This is a genomic window from Pseudomonas sp. NFIX49, assembly GCF_900115915.1.
Taxonomy (GTDB): domain Bacteria; phylum Pseudomonadota; class Gammaproteobacteria; order Pseudomonadales; family Pseudomonadaceae; genus Aquipseudomonas; species Aquipseudomonas pharyngis.
Map to the genome: position 1 here is coordinate 35,517 of NZ_FOYE01000005.1, position 14,675 is coordinate 50,191.

Consider the following 14,675-nt stretch of genomic DNA (forward strand, 5'->3'; position numbering starts at 1 on the left):
TCTTGATGTCCACGATAGCAGACAACATTCTCCAGGTTAGTTCGCGTATTCATGCCGCCACCGCTGCCGCCGGACGCGATGAAAACAGCGTCCAGCTGCTGGCCGTGAGCAAGACCAAACCGGCACAAGCCCTGCGCGAAGCGTACGCCGCCGGCCTGCGCGACTTCGGCGAGAACTACCTGCAAGAGGCCTTGGGCAAACAGCTCGAACTGGCCGACCTGCCCTTGATCTGGCACTTCATCGGCCCCATTCAGTCGAACAAGACCCGCTCGATTGCCGAGCATTTCGCCTGGGTGCACTCCGTGGATCGCTTGAAAATCGCCCAACGCCTGTCCGAGCAACGCCCGGCGGATCTGCCGCCACTGAACATCTGCATTCAGGTCAACGTCAGCGGTGAAGCCAGCAAGTCCGGCTGCACGCCGCAAGACCTGCCGGCCCTGGCCCAGGCCATCAGCGCCCTGCCGCGCCTGAAGCTGCGCGGGTTGATGGCAATTCCCGAGCCGACCGAAGATCGCGCCGAGCAAGACGCTGCATTCGCTGCCGTTCAGAGATTGCAGGCCGGCCTCGATCTGCCGCTCGACACACTTTCCATGGGCATGAGCCACGACCTCGAGTCGGCCATTGCCCAGGGCGCGACCTGGGTCCGTATCGGTACGGCCCTGTTCGGCGCCCGCGACTATTCCCAATCTTGAGCATTTCCAGATAAGGACCTGACATGAGCAACACACGTATTGCCTTTATCGGTGCCGGCAACATGGCCGCCAGCCTGATCGGCGGCCTGCGGGCCAAGGGTCTGGAAGCTGCACGGATTCGCGCCAGCGATCCGGGCGAAGAAACCCGCGCCAAAGTCAGCGCCGAACACGGCATCGAAACCTTCGCCGACAACGCCCAGGCCATCGACGGCGCTGACGTTGTCGTGCTGGCGGTCAAGCCACAAGCCATGAAGCTTGTGTGCGAAGCGATTCGCCCGAGCCTGAAACCGAATCAACTGGTGGTCTCGATCGCCGCCGGCATCACCTGCGCCAGCATGACGGCCTGGCTGGGTGAGCAGCCGATCGTGCGCTGCATGCCGAACACCCCGGCACTGCTGCGTCAGGGCGTGAGCGGCTTGTACGCCACCGGCGCAGTGAGCACCGAACAACGCCAACAGGCTGAAGAACTGCTGTCCGCCGTGGGCATCGCCCTGTGGCTGAACGAAGAGCAGCAACTGGACGCGGTCACCGCCGTCTCCGGTTCCGGCCCGGCGTACTTCTTCCTGCTGATCGAAGCCATGACCGCCGCCGGCGTCAAACTCGGCCTGCCGAAGGAAACCGCCGAGCAGCTGACTTTGCAGACCGCTCTGGGCGCCGCGCACATGGCGGTGTCCAGCGACGTCGACGCCGCCGAACTGCGCCGCCGCGTGACCTCGCCGGCCGGCACCACGGAAGCTGCAATCAAATCGTTCCAGGCCGGCGGCTTCGAAGCCCTGGTGGAAAAAGCACTCGGCGCCGCCGCGCACCGCTCGGCCGAAATGGCCGAACAACTGGGCAAATAAGGAGCCTTACATGATTGGATTGAATACCGCAGCGGTCTACGTGCTGCAAACCCTCGGCAGCCTGTACCTGCTGATCGTGCTGCTGCGCTTCGTCCTGCAACTGGTGCGGGCGAACTTCTACAACCCGCTGTGCCAGTTCGTGGTCAAGGCCACTCAGCCGCTGCTCAAGCCACTGCGCCGGATCATCCCGAGCCTGTTCGGCCTCGACATGTCGTCGCTGGTACTGGCGATCCTCGTGCAACTGGCGCTGATGGCGCTGACCCTGCTGCTGACCTACGGCACCACCGGCAACCCGCTGCAACTGCTGATCTGGTCGCTGATCGGCGTGACGGCGCTGTTCCTGAAGATTTTCTTCTGGGCCATGATCATCAGCATCATCCTGTCCTGGGTCGCACCGGGCAGCCACAATCCGGGCGCCGAGCTGGTGAACCAGATCTGTGAGCCGGCCCTTGCGCCGTTCCGCCGCATCCTGCCGAACCTCGGCGGTCTGGACCTGTCGCCGATCTTCGCCTTCCTCGTGCTGAAGCTGATCGACATGCTGGTGATCAACAACCTCGCGGCGATGACGATGATGCCGGAAATCCTGCGCCTGCTGATGTGAGCTGGTTTCGCTGGGACGGTGACGACCTGATTCTGGAGTGTCACCTGCAACCGGCCGCCCGCAGCGACGACTTCTGCGGGCTGCACGGTGATCGCCTGAAGATCCGCCTGACCGCGCCGCCGGTCGAGGGCAAGGCCAATGCCTATCTGATGGGATTTCTGGCCAAGGCTTTTGGGGTCTCCAAAAGCCAGGTCAGTTTGCTCAGTGGTGAGCTGAACCGGCAGAAGCGGGTGAAGATCTGCTCGCCGAAGAAGTTGCCGGATCTGCCCGGACTAGTCAGCTGATCGTTCCCACGTCGAGGCGTCGAACCGTCCGCGTGGGAATGCATCCCGGGACGCTCCGCGTCCCCGCCGAAGCGGACGCGGAGCGTCCAATGAGGCGTTCCCACGCGGAGCGTGGGAACGAGCGCAAATCAAGCCTGATCGTTGCTTGCCGCTAACCCCACCGGTCTTTAGACTTACGCCTCATTTCAACGAGAGCAGGGTCGATGCCAGCTGCCTTTCCCCCCGATTCTGTTGGTCTGGTGACGCCGCAAACGGCGCACTTCAGCGAACCGCTGGCCCTGGCCTGCGGCCGTTCGCTGGCCGATTATGACCTGATCTACGAAACCTACGGCACGCTGAACGCGCAAGCGAGCAACGCCGTGCTGATCTGCCACGCCCTGTCCGGCCACCACCACGCTGCGGGTTACCACAGCGTCGACGACCGCAAGCCCGGCTGGTGGGACAGCTGCATCGGCCCCGGCAAACCGATCGACACCAACAAGTTCTTCGTGGTCAGCCTGAACAACCTCGGCGGTTGCAACGGTTCCACCGGCCCGAGCAGCCTCAACCCGGAAACCGGCAAGCCGTTCGGCGCCGACTTCCCGGTGCTGACCGTGGAAGACTGGGTGCACAGCCAGGCACGTCTGGCCGACCTGCTCGGCATAAGCCAGTGGGCCGCGGTGATCGGTGGCAGCCTCGGCGGCATGCAGGCGCTGCAATGGACCATCACTTACCCGGATCGCGTTCGCCACTGCCTGGCCATCGCCTCGGCCCCCAAGCTATCGGCGCAGAACATCGCCTTCAACGAAGTGGCGCGCCAGGCGATCCTCACCGACCCGGAATTCCACGGCGGCTCGTTCCAGGAACACGGCGTGATCCCCAAGCGCGGCCTGATGCTGGCGCGGATGGTCGGGCACATCACCTACCTGTCCGACGACTCCATGGGCGAGAAATTCGGCCGTGGCCTGAAGAGCGAAAAGCTCAACTACGACTTCCACAGCGTCGAGTTCCAGGTCGAAAGCTACCTGCGCTATCAGGGCGAAGAGTTCTCCGGGCGCTTCGATGCCAACACCTATCTGTTGATGACCAAGGCGCTGGACTACTTCGATCCGGCAGCGAACTTCAACGATAACCTGGCGAAAACCTTCGAAGGTGCAAAAGCCAGGTTCTGCGTGATGTCGTTCACCACCGACTGGCGCTTCTCCCCGGCCCGCTCGCGGGAACTGGTGGATGCGCTAATGGCCGCGCGCAAGGACGTCAGCTACCTGGAAATCGACGCGCCGCAAGGCCACGACGCCTTCCTGATTCCGATCCCGCGTTATTTGCAGGCGTTCGGCAATTACATGAACCGCATTACGTTGTGAGAAAGCCATGAGAGCTGATCTGGAAATCATCCAGGAATGGATCCCCGCCGGCAGCCGCGTGCTCGACCTCGGTTGCGGTGACGGCGAGTTGCTGACCTGGCTGCGCGACCACAAGCAGGTCACCGGCTATGGCCTGGAAAACGACCCGGACAACATCGCCGAGTGCGTGGCCAAGGGCATCAACGTCATCGAGCAGGACCTGGACAAGGGCCTGGGCAACTTCGCCAGCAACAGCTTCGACATCGTGGTGATGACCCAGGCCCTGCAAGCCGTGCATTACCCGGACAAGATCCTCGACGAAATGCTGCGGGTCGGTCGCCAGTGCATCATCACCTTCCCCAACTTCGGTCACTGGCGCTGCCGCTGGTACCTGGCGAGCAAGGGCCGGATGCCGGTGTCGGAATTCCTGCCGTACACCTGGTACAACACGCCGAACATCCACTTCTGCACCTTCGAAGACTTTGAAGAACTTTGTCGCGAACGTGAGGCGAAGGTCATTGATCGGCTTGCCGTGGATCAACAGCACCGCCACGGGTGGGCCAGTAAGCTATGGCCTAATCTGTTAGGTGAGATCGGTATCTACCGCGTCAGCAGCCCGGGGCTTGCGGATCACAGAATCGCGGTCTGAACCACGACATTGCGAGGAGAACGAACATGGGACGCTTGATTACCGCGCTATTGGCCGCCTGCCTGAGCCTGTCGGCCGTGGCCGCCGATGCCATCAAGGGCGAACGCAAGGAAGTGTTCGGTGATGTCACCGTGCATTACAACACCTTCAACTCGACCTTCCTGACGCCGGACATCGCCAAGGCTGCCGAGCTGATCCGCAGCAAGAACCAGGGTGTGATCAATGTCTCGGTGATCAAGGACGGCAAGCCGCTGATCGCCCAGGTCACCGGCACCGTCAAGGACCTGACCAGCCAGAGCGTGCCGCTGACTTTCCGCCAGATCACCGAACAGGGCGCGATCTACTACATCGCCCAGTACCCGGTGGAGCAGCAGGAAACCCGCACCTTTGAAATCAAGGTGCAGACCGGCGACAAGATCAACACCCTCAATTTCAACCAAGAGCTTTTCCCTGGCCAATGATCAATCTCAAGCAACTCGTACTGGCCAGCCATAACGCCGGCAAACTCAAGGAACTCCAGGCCATGCTCGGCGACTCGGTGCAACTGCGCTCGATCGGCGAATTCAGCAGCGTGGAGCCGGAAGAAACCGGTCTGTCGTTCGTCGAGAACGCGATCCTCAAGGCCCGCAATGCTGCGCGCATTTCCGGGCTGCCGGCGCTGGCCGACGATTCGGGCCTGGCGGTGGATTTCCTCGGCGGTGCGCCGGGCATCTACTCGGCGCGCTACGCCGACGGCAAGGGCGATGCGGCGAACAACGCCAAACTGCTCGACGCCTTGAAGGACGTGCCTGAAGCCGAGCGCGGCGCGCAGTTCGTCTGCGTGCTGGCGCTGGTGCGTCACGCCGACGATCCACTGCCGATCCTCTGCGAAGGTCTGTGGCACGGGCGCATTCTGACCGCCGCCAGTGGCGAGCACGGTTTCGGCTACGACCCGCTGTTCTGGGTGCCGGAGCGTAACGTGTCCAGCGCCGAGCTGAGCCCGAGCGACAAGAACCAGATCAGCCACCGCGCCCGTGCAATGGATCTGCTGCGCCAGCGTCTGGGCTTGAAATGACCGATAGTTCCTCCGCGTCGTCGCTCATTATCGGCGGCGCCGCCTCCTCGCCTCGGGCGCCGTTGCCGACGCTGCCGCCCCTGGCGCTGTACATCCACATCCCGTGGTGTGTGCGCAAATGCCCCTATTGCGACTTCAACTCCCACACCGCCAGCCCGGTGCTGCCGGAGCAGGAATACGTCGACGCGATGCTCGCCGACCTCGATCAGGATCTGCACGCGGTGTATGGCCGCGAGTTGGGTTCGATCTTCTTTGGCGGCGGCACGCCGAGCCTGTTCAGCGCCGAAGCGCTTGGCCGCTTGCTGGAAGGTGTGAAACAGCGCATTCCATTTGCCGACGACATCGAAATCACCCTGGAAGCCAACCCCGGGACCTTCGAGCAAGAGAAGTTCGTCGCCTACCGCAAACTGGGGATCAATCGCCTGTCGATCGGCATCCAGAGCTTCCAGCAGGAAAAGCTCAAGGCCCTCGGCCGTATCCACAACGGCGACGAAGCGGTACGCGCCGCCGGCATGGCGCGCCAGGCCGGGTTCGATAACTTCAACCTCGACTTGATGCACGGTTTGCCGGACCAGTCGCTGGACGATGCTCTGAGCGACCTGCGCCAGGCCATCGCCCTGAAGCCGACGCACATTTCCTGGTATCAGCTGACACTGGAGCCGAACACCGTGTTCTGGAACCAGCCGCCAGTGCTGCCGGAAGACGACACGCTGTGGGACATTCAAGAAGCCGGACAGGCGCTACTGGCCGAGCACGGTTACGCGCAGTACGAAGTTTCGGCCTATGCCCAACCGGGTCGCCCGGCGCGGCATAACCTGAATTACTGGAGCTTCGGCGACTTCATCGGCATCGGCGCCGGCGCTCACGGCAAGCTCAGCCATCCGGACGGGCGCATCGTGCGCACCTGGAAGACCCGTTTGCCGAAGGACTACCTCAATCCGGCCAAAAGCTTCCAGGCCGGCGAGAAAGCCCTGACCAACGACGAGATGCCGTTCGAATTCCTGATGAACGCCCTGCGCCTGACCGCCGGCGTCGAATCACGCCTGTACCCGGAGCGCACCGGTCTGCCGCTGGAGAGCCTCGACGAACACCGGCGCGAGGCCGAACAAAGCGGTCTGTTGCAGGTCGAACCGTCACGTCTGGCGGCCACCGAGCGCGGACAACTGTTCCTCAACGACTTGCTGCAGAAATTTCTGAGCTGAGCCCAACGCCCAACGCCCAACGGCAGCCCTAAGGAAAAAACATGGATTTGATTCTCGACCTGCTCGCCACCGTGTCCCGCTGGAGCCGCAGCAACCTCTCGGAAATCGCTCTGGCCCTGGTGGGCTGTCTGCTGGTGCTTTTCGGCGCCGACTTCAAGGGCTGGGTCGAACAACGCCTCGGCAGCATCGCCGGCGCCCTGCGCGTGCCGCTGATGGCCCTGCTGTGTCTGATCGGCAGCGGCGCGGCGCTGATCTACGCCACACCCTGGGTGGTGAAGGGCTTGAGCCAGTTCAACAACTACAGCCTGGCGCCGGTGTTGTTGGTGGTACTGGTGTTGATTGGCGTGGTCGCTGACCGCCGCTGATCTCCAACGTGCTCGTTCCCACGCTCCGCGTGGGAATGCAGCCCGGGACGCTCTGCGTCCCTGAAGCGGACGCGGAGCGTCCATCGAGGCATTCCCACGCAGACGGTTCGACGCCTCGACGTGGGAACGATCACTGCGCAGTACTTACGACTGCTTTTCGAACTTCAGATCCCACACACCATGCCCAAGACGTTCGCCGCGGCGTTCGAACTTGGTGATCGGGCGTTCGGCCGGGCGTGGCACGCACTTGCCGTCTTCGGCGAGGTTGCGATAGCCCGGGGCGACGTTCATCACTTCCAGCATGTATTCGGCGTACGGCTCCCAGTCGGTGGCCATGTGCAGAATGCCGCCGACTTTCAGCTTGCTGCGCACCAGTTCAGCGAAGGACGCCTGAACGATGCGGCGCTTGTGGTGGCGGCTCTTGTGCCACGGATCCGGGAAGAACAACATCAGGCGATCGAGGCTGTTGTCGGCGATGCAGCGGTTGAGCACTTCGATCGCGTCGCAATCGTAGACCCGCAGGTTGGTCAGGCCCTGAGTCAGCACGCCGTTGAGCAGCGCGCCGACACCCGGACGGTGAACCTCGACACCGATGAAATCCTGTTCCGGCGCAGCGGCGGCCATTTCCAGCAGCGAGTGGCCCATGCCGAAACCGATCTCCAGCGAACGCGGCGCGGAACGGCCGAACACCTGGTCGTAATCCACCGGCGCATCGGCCAGCGGCAGGACGAACTTCGGCGCGCCCTGATCCAGGCCGCGCTGCTGGCCTTCGGTCATGCGCCCGGCGCGCATCACAAAACTCTTGATGCGGCGGTGTTGGCGCTCGTCGCCTTCTTCCGTCTGGATTGGCGTGTCGTTCGATTCAGTCATCAATAGCTCTTACTTGATCAGACCATCCAGCGGCGAAGAGGCGCTGGCATAGAGTTTTTTCGGCATGCGGCCGGCGAGATAGGCCAGACGGCCCGCGACGATCGCGTGTTTCATGGCTTCGGCCATCATGATCGGCTGCTGGGCGTGGGCGATGGCCGAGTTCATCAGCACCGCGTCACAGCCCAGCTCCATGGAGATGGTGGCGTCGGAAGCGGTGCCGACACCGGCATCCACCAGCACCGGGATCTTGGCTTCTTCGAGGATGATCTGCAGGTTGTACGGGTTGCAGATCCCCAGGCCCGAACCGATCAGACCGGCCAGCGGCATCACCGCGATGCAGCCGATTTCCGCCAGTTGCCGGGCGATGATCGGGTCGTCGCTGGTGTAAACCATCACGTCGAAGCCTTCCTTGACCAGCACTTCGGCGGCCTTGAGGGTTTCGATCACGTTGGGAAACAGGGTTTTCTGGTCGGCCAGCACTTCCAGCTTCACCAGGTTGTGGCCATCGAGCAGTTCACGGGCCAGGCGGCAGGTGCGCACGGCCTCGACCGCGTCGTAGCAACCGGCGGTGTTCGGCAGGAAGGTGTAGCGATCCGGCGACAGCACTTCGAGCAGGTTCGGCTCGCCTTCGATCTGGCCCAGGTTGGTGCGGCGCACGGCGAAGGTGACGATCTCGGCACCCGAGGCTTCGATGGCCAGGCGGGTTTCTTCCATGTCACGGTACTTGCCGGTACCGACCAGCAAACGCGACTGGTAAGTACGACCGGCCAGAACGAAAGGCTTGTCGCTACGAACGATGCTCATGGGGAATCCTCTGTTGGGGTGAGGGTCTTGCAGAATTCTCGGCCCATGCAGGCCTGGCGACTAGCCGCCGCCGATCGCGTGCACGACTTCGACGTTGTCGCCGTCGTTCAAAGTGGTGTCGGCATGCTGGCTGCGCGGGACGATATCCAGATTGAGTTCGACCGCGACGCGGCGTCCGGTCAGATCCAGACGGGTCAGCAGGGCCGCAACGGTTTCACCGTCGGGCAGTTCAAAGGATTCACCGTTCAACTGAATGCGCATGCGCAACGCCGCCATCACTTTTTAGGGGGTGGCATTCTAGCCCGATCATGACCTAAAGGTCAGCACCAAGCGTCAAGCGGTTGGGTGCAGGCGCCAGGCGGCGAGTCCGAGGCACAGCCAGCCGATCAGGAATGCCAGACCGCCGAACGGGGTGATGATGCCGAGCTTGCCGATGCCGAGGGTGGTCAGCAGGTACAGGCTGCCGGAAAACAGCAGGATGCCGACGCTGAACGAGATGCCGGCCCAGGCGACCAGCCGCCCCTGAAGCTGCGTGGCCAGCAGCGCCACGCCGAACAGCGCCAGCGCATGCACCAGTTGATAGGTAACGCCCGTGTGGAAGATCGCCAGGTATTCGGGTGTCAGGCGGTTTTTCAAGCCATGGGCGGCGAATGCGCCGAGGCCGACACCGGTGAAACCAAAGAAGGCAGCCAGCATCAGAAAGCTACGCAGCATGTAGAACTCCAGTCAGACTCGATCGGCAGGGTCTGTATAATGGCCCGCTCAACCGGTTCGGCCAAGCCATCTCTATGCTGCGTTTATTTCTCCGTCGTTTCATGAAGGCCCTGCTCTGGTTCGCGGGCGGCAGCGTATTGCTGGTGTTGGTGTTTCGCTTTGTGCCGCCACCGTTCACGGCGCTGATGGTCGAGCGCAAGATAGAGTCCTGGGCCGACGGCGAGCCGATCGATCTGCAACGCACCTGGAAGCCATGGGACGAGATCTCCGATGACCTGAAGGTCGCGGTGATTGCCGGCGAAGACCAGAAATTCCCCGAGCATTGGGGTTTTGACCTGAGTGCGATCAAGGCAGCACTGGCCCACAACGAACTCGGCGGTTCGATCCGTGGTGCCAGCACCTTGAGCCAGCAAGTGTCGAAGAACCTGTTTTTGTGGTCCGGCCGCAGTTATCTGCGCAAGGGCCTGGAGGCGTGGTTTACCGCGCTGATCGAAGTGTTCTGGCCCAAGCAACGGATTCTTGAGGTGTACCTGAACAGCGTCGAGTGGGATGACGGCGTGTTTGGCGCCGAAGCGGCGGCAAGGCATCACTTTGGCGTAGGCGCCAGGTCGCTGTCCCGGCAGCAGGCGAGTTATCTGGCGGCTGTGCTGCCGAATCCCCGGGTCTGGAGCGCCAGTCATCCGACCGCTTATGTGTCGCGCCGAGCCGGCTGGATTCGCCAGCAAATGAGCCAGTTGGGTGGCGACAGCTACCTGCTGACACTGAATGATTCGCGCCGCGCGCCCTGGGCCCAATGACGTTCTGACAGGCAAACAAAAACGCCCCGATCATCACTGATCGGGGCGTTTTTTTATTGCCGGACTACCGGTTATGCGGCAATCGACAACTTGAGCTTGTTCATCGCGCTCTTCTCGAGCTGACGGATCCGCTCGGCCGACACGTTGTACTTCTGCGCCAGGTCGTGCAGCGTGGCTTTCTCTTCTGCCAGCCAGCGCTGGTAGAGGATGTCGCGGCTGCGTTCGTCCAGCACTTCCAGCGCTTCGTGCAGGTTGTGATTGGAGTTGTCGCTCCAGTCGGCATCTTCCAGTTGACGCGCCGGGTCGTACCGGTGGTCTTCCAGATAATTGGCCGGCGACTGGAAAGCGCTGTCGTCGTCTGCTTCCGCAGCCGGGTCGAAGGCCATGTCATGGCCGGTCAGGCGACTTTCCATCTCACGCACTTCACGCGGCTCGACGCCGAGGCTTTCCGCCACACGGTGGACTTCCTCGTTGTTCAACCAGGCCAGACGCTTCTTCTGGCTGCGCAGGTTGAAGAACAGCTTGCGCTGGGCCTTGGTGGTCGCGACCTTCACGATCCGCCAGTTGCGCAGGATGAACTCGTGAATCTCGGCCTTGATCCAGTGCACCGCGAAGGACACCAGACGCACGCCCATTTCCGGGTTGAAACGCTTCACCGCCTTCATCAGGCCGACGTTACCTTCCTGGATCAGGTCAGCCTGAGCCAGACCGTAGCCGGAATAGCTACGGGCGATGTGTACGACAAACCGCAGGTGGGCGAGCACCATCTGCCGAGCCGCCCCCAGATCCTGCTCATAGTAGAGACTCTCGGCCAGTTCACGCTCCTGCTCCGGCGTCAGCAATGGAATGCTGTTGACGGTGTGCACGTAGGCTTCCAGGTTTGCGCCTGGAACCAATGCATACGCAGGTTGCAAAGAATTGGACATACGGAAAAACCTCCGACTTACATACTCATGCTTTTCAGCATTGCGAAAAATTGACCGGAAACTCAAATGAAAGTTTCCTTAACCACTGAAAGGTCAATCACGCGCAAAAAAGATTCTACTTCGGCGCCAGCTCCCTGAGATGACGTGCGACTGCAATCCATGCACCGATATAACCCAACAGCACCGCGCCAAGCAAGAGCGACAGACCGTCGGCAACTGGCACGCCGGCCAGTGCGAAATCGCTGCCGTACAAGCCGGCCAGCCCGACCACCGCATCGTTCAGCCAGTTCAGGCCGAACGCCAATACACCCCAGGACAGCAGCCCCGCACCGAAGCCATACAACGCGCCCATATAAAGGAAAGGACGACGCACATAGCTGTCGGTGCCGCCGACGAGTTTAATCACTTCTATCTCGGTGCGGCGGTTTTCAATATGAAGACGAATGGTATTGCCTATCACCAAAAGTAATGCGGAAACCAGCAACACCGTCAGACCGAACACGAAACGGTCGCCGAGCTTGAGGATGGCGGCCAGACGCTCGACCCAGACTAGATCAAGTTGCGCCTGTTGTACCTTGGGCAGCTCGGAAAGTTTTTGTCTTAATGCTTCCAGGGTCGACTTGTCGACCTCGTTCGGCGTCACCAGCACCACACCCGGCAGCGGGTTTTCCGGCAGTTCGCGCAGGGCTTCGCCCAGTCCCGACTGCTGCTGGAACTCTTCCAGCGCCTGGTCGCGGCCGACATATTCAGCATCAGCTACGCCCGGCATACCTTTGATCTGGTCGCGCAATGCTTCGCCCTGAGCCGGGCTCGCCTCAAGCTCCAGGTACAGCGAAATCTGCGCCGCACGCTGCCACGAACCGCCCAGGCGCTCGACATTGCTCAGTAACAGCGAAAGACCCATCGGCAGACTCAGCGCAACCGCCATCACCATGCAGGTGAAGAAGCTGCCGATCGGCTGCTTGCCGAGACGGCGCAGGCTGTCGATCCAGCTGGCGCGATGGCTTTCGATCCAGGCACGGAACAGCGTGGCGAAGTCCGGGCCGTCGTCATCGTCGTGCTTTTTCTTCTTTGGCGGTTGCGGATCGGCGGCCTTCGGGGCCACACGCTCGGAAACCTTCGGACTACGTGTCGCACTCATACGCCGGCCTCCCCGTCGCCGATCAATCGGCCGCGTTGCAGGGTCAGCATGCGATGGCGCATGCGCGCGATCAGCGCCAGGTCGTGACTGGCGATCAGCACGCTGGTGCCCAGACGGTTGATGTCTTCGAACACTCCCATGATCTCGGCCGCCAGACGCGGGTCGAGGTTACCGGTCGGTTCGTCCGCCAGCAGCAGGGCCGGACGGTGAACGATGGCGCGGGCAATGCCGACGCGCTGTTGCTGACCGGTCGACAGGTCGCCCGGATACAGCTCGGCCTTGTCCGACAGCGCCACGCGCTCCAGCGCCGAATCGACACGTTTGGCGATTTCGACCTTGGACAGCCCGAGAATCTGCAACGGCAGCGCGACGTTGTTGAACACCGTGCGATCGAACAGCAGTTGATGGTTCTGGAACACCACGCCGATCTGCCGACGCAGGAACGGAATCTGTGCATTGCTGATGGTGCTCAGGTCTTGCCCGGCCAACAGCAGCTTGCCACTGGTCGGACGTTCCATCGCCAGCAGCAGGCGCAACAACGTGGATTTACCGGCACCGGAGTGGCCGGTGACAAACAGGAACTCGCCGCGACGGACTCGAAAGCTCAGCTCATGCAAGCCGACGTGACCGTTCGGGTAGCGCTTACCGACCTGTTCGAAACGAATCATGAACGCTCCCGCTCGGCAAACAATGCCTGGACAAAGGGTTCGGCTTCAAAGGTACGCAGATCGTCGATGCCTTCACCGACGCCGATGTAGCGGATCGGCAGGCCGAACTGCTTGGCCAGGGCGAAAATCACCCCGCCCTTGGCGGTGCCGTCGAGCTTGGTCAGCGCCAGGCCGGTCAATTCGACGGTCTGGTTGAATTGCTTGGCCTGGTTGATGGCGTTCTGGCCGGTGCCGGCGTCGAGCACCAGCAGCACTTCGTGCGGCGCGTCGGCGTCGAGCTTGCCGATCACCCGGCGAACCTTTTTCAGTTCTTCCATCAGGTTGTCTTTGGTGTGCAGACGACCGGCGGTGTCGGCGATCAGCACATCAATGCCACGGGCCTTGGCGGCCTGCACGGCGTCGAAGATCACCGAAGCCGAGTCCGCGCCCGTGTGCTGGGCGATCACCGGAATCTTGTTGCGCTCGCCCCAGACCTGCAACTGCTCGACAGCCGCGGCACGGAAGGTGTCACCGGCAGCGAGCATGACTTTCTTGCCTTCCAGTTGCAGTTTCTTCGCCAGTTTGCCGATGGTGGTGGTCTTGCCGGCGCCGTTGACGCCAACCACCAGAATCACGAATGGCTTGTTCTGGGAAGCGATCTTCAGCGGCTGCTCGACCGGTTTGAGCATTGCGGCCAACTCGGCCTGCAGGGATTTGTACAGGGCGTCGGAATCGGCCAGCTCTTTACGCGCGACCTTCTGGGTCAGGCGCTGGATGATCACCGAAGTCGCCTCGACGCCGACGTCGGCTGTCAACAGGCGGGTTTCGAGATCGTCGAGCAGATCGTCATCGATGGCTTTCTTGCCGAGGAACAGGCTGGCCATGCCCTCGCCGATGCTGGCACTGGTCTTGGACAGGCCCTGCTTGAGACGGGCGAAGAAGCCGGCCTTGGTTTCTTCGGTGCGCGGGGCTTCTACCGGGGTTTCAGCCTGGATTTCCACAGGAGCGACTGGCGCTACGGCGACCGGTGCAGGTGCAGGTGCAGGTGCAGGTGCAGGTGCAGGCTCGGGCGCTTCAACAATCGGAGCAACCGGGGCAGCAACCACAGGTTCTGGAATGACCGGAGCAGCTTCCACCACCGGCGCCTGAACAGGTTCGGGGGCGAACGCGACCGGTGCAGGAATCGGCGGCGTAACGTGCGGTGCAGCCTCTTCAACCAGCGCCACCGGCTCTTCCGCCACCGGTAAGCTCAGCCACGGCTCGCTGGCCGGGGACAGCGGCAATTCGGCGGCAGCCGGCGCTTCAGGCTCGGCCTCGACCACCGGTTGCAGCACCGGCTCGGCGATCGGCAGCACAACCGGCGCCGGCGCTTCTTCTATTACGGGAGCGGGCGCAGGGGCTGGCTCAGGAATGGCAGTCGGCTGTTCGACGACGGGTTCCTGCGGTTTCTTGCGCAGCCATCCGAACAGGCTTTTCTTCTCGCCAGCCGCAGCTGGGGTCTTCTTGTCGTCGTTGGAACCAAACATGGAGGACGGCTATCTCACGGTAGCGACGCGCCACAGGGGCGCCCCGGCAAATAAATATTCGATGCAGAACAGACTGTGTTTCACCCAGCTTGTTCACGCGCAACATTTTGTCGAGGCACCAACGGCACCTCAAAAGAATCGTTTTAATAAAGGACTGGCCGGCAAAATCGGCGAAAAAGCGAAGTTTAGCTGATAAACCAAAGCCTTCTGCCGCAAACCCATACAACCTGATCAGGTTT

20 protein-coding genes are annotated in these 14,675 nt (G+C 62.1%); 12 read left to right on the forward strand and 8 right to left on the reverse strand.

All coding sequences use genetic code 11. The annotated features are described in order from the left end of the window. Positions 1 to 5: 5 nt before the first annotated feature. From BMZ46_RS15015 to BMZ46_RS15060, 10 genes are all read left to right on the forward strand, one after another. Positions 6 to 692 (forward strand): YggS family pyridoxal phosphate-dependent enzyme, encoded by a 687-nt coding sequence (locus BMZ46_RS15015; protein WP_074690162.1) that lies wholly within the window; start codon positions 6 to 8, stop codon positions 690 to 692. A 23-nt stretch (positions 693 to 715) separates the two neighbouring features. Next, positions 716 to 1,534, forward strand: coding sequence for a pyrroline-5-carboxylate reductase (gene proC, locus BMZ46_RS15020; RefSeq protein ID WP_074690160.1), 819 nt, complete (start codon positions 716 to 718; stop codon positions 1,532 to 1,534). A gap of 10 nt (positions 1,535 to 1,544) precedes the next feature. After that, positions 1,545 to 2,135, forward strand: a complete 591-nt coding sequence (locus BMZ46_RS15025) for a YggT family protein (RefSeq protein WP_011336374.1) — start codon at positions 1,545 to 1,547, stop codon at positions 2,133 to 2,135. After that, positions 2,132 to 2,419 carry a DUF167 domain-containing protein gene (locus BMZ46_RS15030; protein ID WP_039767931.1) on the forward strand — a complete coding sequence of 96 codons (288 nt, stop codon included), beginning with the start codon at positions 2,132 to 2,134 and terminating at the stop codon, positions 2,417 to 2,419. The genes BMZ46_RS15025 and BMZ46_RS15030 overlap by 4 nt, the downstream gene beginning before the upstream one ends. 203 nt (positions 2,420 to 2,622) lie before the next feature. Then, the gene (locus BMZ46_RS15035; RefSeq protein WP_074690158.1) at positions 2,623 to 3,762 is read left to right on the forward strand and encodes a homoserine O-succinyltransferase MetX; all 1,140 of its coding nucleotides are present in this window, start codon (positions 2,623 to 2,625) and stop codon (positions 3,760 to 3,762) included. A 7-nt stretch (positions 3,763 to 3,769) separates the two neighbouring features. Next, entirely contained in the window at positions 3,770 to 4,390 is a 621-nt protein-coding gene (metW, locus tag BMZ46_RS15040) for a methionine biosynthesis protein MetW (protein WP_011336377.1), read from the forward strand. 26 nt (positions 4,391 to 4,416) lie between these two features. Continuing rightward, positions 4,417 to 4,851, forward strand: coding sequence for a DUF4426 domain-containing protein (locus BMZ46_RS15045; protein WP_011336378.1), 435 nt, complete (start codon positions 4,417 to 4,419; stop codon positions 4,849 to 4,851). Then, positions 4,848 to 5,444: an RdgB/HAM1 family non-canonical purine NTP pyrophosphatase gene (rdgB, locus tag BMZ46_RS15050; protein ID WP_011336379.1), complete on the forward strand. Its 597-nt coding sequence runs from the start codon at positions 4,848 to 4,850 to the stop codon at positions 5,442 to 5,444. The genes BMZ46_RS15045 and rdgB overlap by 4 nt, the downstream gene beginning before the upstream one ends. Continuing rightward, a complete protein-coding gene (gene hemW / locus BMZ46_RS15055) occupies positions 5,441 to 6,646 on the forward strand; it encodes a radical SAM family heme chaperone HemW (protein ID WP_074690156.1) in 1,206 nt (401 codons plus the stop codon). Before rdgB ends, hemW begins: the two co-directional genes overlap by 4 nt. A gap of 41 nt (positions 6,647 to 6,687) precedes the next feature. After that, complete coding sequence (locus BMZ46_RS15060; protein WP_074690154.1) at positions 6,688 to 7,011, forward strand: DUF3392 domain-containing protein; 324 nt, start codon at positions 6,688 to 6,690, stop codon at positions 7,009 to 7,011. A gap of 144 nt (positions 7,012 to 7,155) precedes the next feature. Here the strand turns inward: BMZ46_RS15060 and trmB are convergent, their stop codons facing one another. From trmB to BMZ46_RS15085, 4 genes are all read right to left on the reverse strand, one after another. Next, a complete protein-coding gene (gene trmB / locus BMZ46_RS15070; protein ID WP_039767926.1) occupies positions 7,156 to 7,881 on the reverse strand; it encodes a tRNA (guanosine(46)-N7)-methyltransferase TrmB in 726 nt (241 codons plus the stop codon). A gap of 9 nt (positions 7,882 to 7,890) precedes the next feature. After that, positions 7,891 to 8,685 carry a thiazole synthase gene (locus BMZ46_RS15075; RefSeq protein WP_007953385.1) on the reverse strand — a complete coding sequence of 265 codons (795 nt, stop codon included), beginning with the start codon at positions 8,683 to 8,685 and terminating at the stop codon, positions 7,891 to 7,893. A gap of 60 nt (positions 8,686 to 8,745) precedes the next feature. Next, positions 8,746 to 8,946: a sulfur carrier protein ThiS gene (gene thiS, locus BMZ46_RS15080; protein ID WP_007953386.1), complete on the reverse strand. Its 201-nt coding sequence runs from the start codon at positions 8,944 to 8,946 to the stop codon at positions 8,746 to 8,748. A gap of 72 nt (positions 8,947 to 9,018) precedes the next feature. After that, positions 9,019 to 9,399: a DUF423 domain-containing protein gene (locus BMZ46_RS15085; RefSeq protein WP_039767925.1), complete on the reverse strand. Its 381-nt coding sequence runs from the start codon at positions 9,397 to 9,399 to the stop codon at positions 9,019 to 9,021. Positions 9,400 to 9,473: 74 nt separating this feature from the next. Between BMZ46_RS15085 and mtgA the strand changes: the two genes are divergently transcribed. Continuing rightward, a complete protein-coding gene (gene mtgA, locus BMZ46_RS15090; protein ID WP_074690150.1) occupies positions 9,474 to 10,196 on the forward strand; it encodes a monofunctional biosynthetic peptidoglycan transglycosylase in 723 nt (240 codons plus the stop codon). A 71-nt stretch (positions 10,197 to 10,267) separates the two neighbouring features. Here the strand turns inward: mtgA and rpoH are convergent, their stop codons facing one another. The 4 genes from rpoH to ftsY all read right to left on the reverse strand — a co-directional run bounded on the left by rpoH (position 10,268) and on the right by ftsY (position 14,436). Beyond that, the gene (rpoH, locus tag BMZ46_RS15095) at positions 10,268 to 11,122 is read right to left on the reverse strand and encodes an RNA polymerase sigma factor RpoH (RefSeq protein WP_007953393.1); all 855 of its coding nucleotides are present in this window, start codon (positions 11,120 to 11,122) and stop codon (positions 10,268 to 10,270) included. A 115-nt stretch (positions 11,123 to 11,237) separates the two neighbouring features. Beyond that, positions 11,238 to 12,263 (reverse strand): permease-like cell division protein FtsX, encoded by a 1,026-nt coding sequence (ftsX, locus tag BMZ46_RS15100; protein ID WP_007953395.1) that lies wholly within the window; start codon positions 12,261 to 12,263, stop codon positions 11,238 to 11,240. Further along, positions 12,260 to 12,931: a cell division ATP-binding protein FtsE gene (gene ftsE, locus BMZ46_RS15105; protein ID WP_007953396.1), complete on the reverse strand. Its 672-nt coding sequence runs from the start codon at positions 12,929 to 12,931 to the stop codon at positions 12,260 to 12,262. Before ftsE ends, ftsX begins: the two co-directional genes overlap by 4 nt. Continuing rightward, entirely contained in the window at positions 12,928 to 14,436 is a 1,509-nt protein-coding gene (gene ftsY / locus BMZ46_RS15110; RefSeq protein ID WP_074690148.1) for a signal recognition particle-docking protein FtsY, read from the reverse strand. The genes ftsE and ftsY overlap by 4 nt, the downstream gene beginning before the upstream one ends. Between ftsY and BMZ46_RS29340 the strand changes: the two genes are divergently transcribed. Beyond that, a complete protein-coding gene (locus BMZ46_RS29340; RefSeq protein WP_039767922.1) occupies positions 14,435 to 14,629 on the forward strand; it encodes a hypothetical protein in 195 nt (64 codons plus the stop codon). The genes ftsY and BMZ46_RS29340 overlap by 2 nt on opposite strands. Positions 14,630 to 14,675: the final 46 nt, after the last annotated feature.

Bases quoted from the DNA above. Each gene is read 5' to 3' on its own strand.
- BMZ46_RS15015 (WP_074690162.1), top strand. From the start codon at position 6: ATGTCCACGATAGCAGACAACATTCTCCAGGTTAGTTCGCGTATTCAT.
- proC (WP_074690160.1), top strand. From the start codon at position 716: ATGAGCAACACACGTATTGCCTTTATCGGTGCCGGCAACATGGCCGCC.
- BMZ46_RS15025 (WP_011336374.1), top strand. From the start codon at position 1,545: ATGATTGGATTGAATACCGCAGCGGTCTACGTGCTGCAAACCCTCGGC.
- BMZ46_RS15035 (WP_074690158.1), top strand. From the start codon at position 2,623: ATGCCAGCTGCCTTTCCCCCCGATTCTGTTGGTCTGGTGACGCCGCAA.
- metW (WP_011336377.1), top strand. From the start codon at position 3,770: ATGAGAGCTGATCTGGAAATCATCCAGGAATGGATCCCCGCCGGCAGC.
- BMZ46_RS15045 (WP_011336378.1), top strand. From the start codon at position 4,417: ATGGGACGCTTGATTACCGCGCTATTGGCCGCCTGCCTGAGCCTGTCG.
- rdgB (WP_011336379.1), top strand. From the start codon at position 4,848: ATGATCAATCTCAAGCAACTCGTACTGGCCAGCCATAACGCCGGCAAA.
- hemW (WP_074690156.1), top strand. From the start codon at position 5,441: ATGACCGATAGTTCCTCCGCGTCGTCGCTCATTATCGGCGGCGCCGCC.
- BMZ46_RS15060 (WP_074690154.1), top strand. From the start codon at position 6,688: ATGGATTTGATTCTCGACCTGCTCGCCACCGTGTCCCGCTGGAGCCGC.
- trmB (WP_039767926.1), bottom strand. From the start codon at position 7,881: ATGACTGAATCGAACGACACGCCAATCCAGACGGAAGAAGGCGACGAG.
- BMZ46_RS15075 (WP_007953385.1), bottom strand. From the start codon at position 8,685: ATGAGCATCGTTCGTAGCGACAAGCCTTTCGTTCTGGCCGGTCGTACT.
- thiS (WP_007953386.1), bottom strand. From the start codon at position 8,946: ATGCGCATTCAGTTGAACGGTGAATCCTTTGAACTGCCCGACGGTGAA.
- BMZ46_RS15085 (WP_039767925.1), bottom strand. From the start codon at position 9,399: ATGCTGCGTAGCTTTCTGATGCTGGCTGCCTTCTTTGGTTTCACCGGT.
- mtgA (WP_074690150.1), top strand. From the start codon at position 9,474: ATGCTGCGTTTATTTCTCCGTCGTTTCATGAAGGCCCTGCTCTGGTTC.
- rpoH (WP_007953393.1), bottom strand. From the start codon at position 11,122: ATGTCCAATTCTTTGCAACCTGCGTATGCATTGGTTCCAGGCGCAAAC.
- ftsX (WP_007953395.1), bottom strand. From the start codon at position 12,263: ATGAGTGCGACACGTAGTCCGAAGGTTTCCGAGCGTGTGGCCCCGAAG.
- ftsE (WP_007953396.1), bottom strand. From the start codon at position 12,931: ATGATTCGTTTCGAACAGGTCGGTAAGCGCTACCCGAACGGTCACGTC.
- BMZ46_RS29340 (WP_039767922.1), top strand. From the start codon at position 14,435: ATGGAGGACGGCTATCTCACGGTAGCGACGCGCCACAGGGGCGCCCCG.
- ftsY (WP_074690148.1), bottom strand. From the start codon at position 14,436: ATGTTTGGTTCCAACGACGACAAGAAGACCCCAGCTGCGGCTGGCGAG.